The sequence below is a fragment of the Candidatus Binataceae bacterium genome (assembly GCA_036495685.1).
In the GTDB taxonomy this organism is placed as follows: Bacteria; Desulfobacterota; Binatia; order Binatales; family Binataceae; genus JAFAHS01.
In genome coordinates, this window is the sequence record DASXMJ010000088.1 from 1 (window position 1) to 2766 (window position 2766).

2 protein-coding genes and 2 rRNA genes are annotated in these 2766 nt (G+C 60.2%); 1 reads left to right on the forward strand and 3 read right to left on the reverse strand.

What is annotated here, in order from left to right; translation table 11 throughout:
- The first annotated feature begins 339 nt into the window (after positions 1–339).
- Complete coding sequence (locus VGI36_09285; protein HEY2485331.1) at positions 340–732, forward strand: nuclear transport factor 2 family protein; 393 nt, start codon at positions 340–342, stop codon at positions 730–732.
- Positions 733–822: 90 nt separating this feature from the next.
- Here VGI36_09285 and VGI36_09290 read toward each other — a convergent pair whose 3' ends face one another.
- The 3 genes from VGI36_09290 to VGI36_09300 form a co-directional block, all read right to left on the reverse strand.
- On the reverse strand, positions 823–2001 hold the full coding sequence (locus VGI36_09290; protein ID HEY2485332.1) for an amidohydrolase family protein: 1179 nt from the start codon (positions 1999–2001) through the stop codon (positions 823–825).
- 196 nt (positions 2002–2197) lie between these two features.
- Positions 2198–2315 (reverse strand): 5S ribosomal RNA (gene rrf / locus VGI36_09295).
- A 192-nt stretch (positions 2316–2507) separates the two neighbouring features.
- Positions 2508–2766: ribosomal RNA gene (locus VGI36_09300) — 23S ribosomal RNA — on the reverse strand; the annotation flags it as partial.

Genomic DNA, 2766 nt, shown 5'->3' on the forward strand with positions numbered 1-2766 from the left:
ATTGGCGCTCCGCTGCGGCGGCTTCGCTTGCCTTCCTGGTCATTGCCGCGGCCGCTGGCCTCATCACCGCGGGCATCCTGGATAGGATACGGAAATAGCTATGCCATCGCACCCGCCTTTTGATCGCGGCACCGGCGGGGCGACTGTGGTCCAAACGGTATCCAACCCCAGGTAACCCGAGACAATCTTCACGCACGTCGATCGGCGAAAAGGCTTGAATTTCCCGACTCAGGCGATTTCAGGTGACGGTCGCGTTTACCTTCGAGGTAATTGTCACCCGCGAAATCGTGGTCCATGCTCAGGTTGATCGATCAACCTGATCACAGGAGGTAGCGACCAATGTCAGCACAGGAAGAGATAAAACGGGCTGTCGACCAGATCATTGCGGCGGCGACCAAGGGAGATTTCGCGCCGTTCATCACCGCACTGGATGACGACGTCGAGATCTTCGACCATGTCCCGTATCGCTTCGACAACAAGGAGAGCTTTCTTGAGTACCTGCAGAGTACGGTGGCGGGAGCGGAATCGACCACCTTCTCGTTCCATCAGCCCTCTTACCGAGCCATCAACGAAACCACCGGCGTGATCAACTCCTATGATCGCCTGGCGACCACACCGAAGGGCGGGGGCGCTCCCCGAGTCCAATCGGGACGGACCACGATGGTACTGGCCAAGCGCGAGTCCCAGTGGAAGATCGTGAGCGCGCACTTCTCTCCGCTTCCGAAGGAGTAGTGGAACGACGGGCAAAAGGGCGGAGCGGAATCGCCCTGCCCTTTGTCAAAACCCCACGCGCCTGACGTGCGGCGGGTTGGAACTCGCGGTTTACACGCGCGCCTGTGGGAAAATGCGCAGGAAGTTCTCGGAGTAAAATTTGTTGCGAACGGTCTCGGGCCGATCGCCGAGCGCGGTTTCGAAGCGGCTGATCGGATTGCGCCCGCCTTCCCTGTGCGGGTAATCGCTCGAAAAAAGATACAGATCGGGGTGCGACTGATCGACGAACGCGCCGACTTCCTCGAACACGTAGGGCGTGAAAGCCATCTGCTCGATGATCTGCTCAGACGGCTTGCGCTTGAAAGCGGCTATGCTGGTGTCGGTCTTGCGCCAGATTCCCACCGTCCAGTCGAGCCGAGTGAGCATCGCCGGTACCCATCCCGCACCCAGTTCGATTGCCGCCCCGCGCAGCGCCGGGAACCGCTCGAAGACGCCGTCGATGAGCATCATCGATATAAAGGTCTCGATCGCTTGATGCAGGATCGCCATGTCCTTGGTGCGCAGGTTCTCCCCGCCGCCCATCCAGTCCTTCACCGGCGGTCGCCCGTTGTTCATCCATTCACTCGCCGACTGCAGCGGTGCGCCTCCGACGTGCATGACGAACGGGGTATCCGCCTCGACCAGGCGGGCCCAGAACCGATCGAACGCGATATGCCCCGGCGCTTTGTCGCCGCAGACACGATGCGGGATCCAGATAGCTTTCAGCCCCGAGCGCAGCGCAAACTCCAGCTCGTCGAGCGCGAGCTCCGGGTCGTCGAGCGGGACCGCCGCGATGCCCATCAGGCGTTCGTCGGCTGAACAGAAGTCGACCATGTGGCGGTTGTGTGCGCGCGCCGCCCCGTAGCGCAGCTTCGGGGCAATCCTGGTGTTGGCCGAAAATGGCATAGCGAGGCTGTGGGTCGCGAACACCAGCTGTTTTTTGAAACCCAGCAAGTCCAGCGCCAGCGTGCGCTGGCGGCCGTCGAACGCGCCCAACGCCTGAATTTCCTTTGATCGCTCGATCAAGTGGTCGCCCATCGCGAGCTGTTCTGCGATGTGCTCTGGGGTGTGGTGTCCACCGCGCGCCATTATCTCGGCCACTTCTTCATCAGTGACGAGCGAGGCGCCGTAACTCACCGCCGGCATCTCGTCGCGCAGCCCCGGGTCGGCATACTTCTGGAGAAAATCCGGAAGCTCCATGATGTGGCTATCGGCGTCGTAGAATGCGCGTTGCTCGGGTGCGTAGGTCATGAAAATTCCTCTGCAGATCTTTGAGTCCTTGGCCTAGAGCGATCTAAGCACTAACCGGGACCAGCGGCCAGAACCAGGCGGACCGCCAGATAAGCTGCGCACCCGGGCTGCCTAGTTAAGGATGCGCGGTTGCGACCACACCGCGGACCCGGCCCGAACCAAAAGGGCGGAGCATTTCTGCTCCGCCCTAAGAATTTCCCGGCCGCGTCCTACTCTCCCGTGACGCCTTCGGTCACAGTACCATCGGCGCTGAAGGGCTTAACTGCCGTGTTCGGGATGGGAACGGGTGTTACACCTTCGCCATGGCGACCGGAAACCTTGCGCGCTTGTGGCGCGGCTTAAGATTTCCGACAAACTGAATGTAGGGTCTTCGTAGAAGTAATCAGGAGCCTCGGGTGCAATTCCTGCTCGCGGGACAGGTTCGGCGTAGCGATAGACAACTCCGAACCTGGATGGCCCGCACGCTATCCAATCGATACTCAGTGAGTAATCGAATTGAGAAAGCGATGGTCAAGCCGCACGGCCGATTAGTACTGGTCAGCTCCACATCTTTCAATGCTTCCACCTCCAGCCTATCAACGTCCTTGTCTAGAACGGGCCTTTAGGATCTTGCGATCGGGATACCTAATCTTAGGGTGGGCTTCCCGCTTATATGCTTTCAGCGGTTATCCCTTCCGGACATGGCTACCCGGCTATGCAGCTGGCGCTACAACCGGTCCACCAGAGGTCCGTCCGTCCCGGTCCTCTCGTACTAAGGACAGCTCC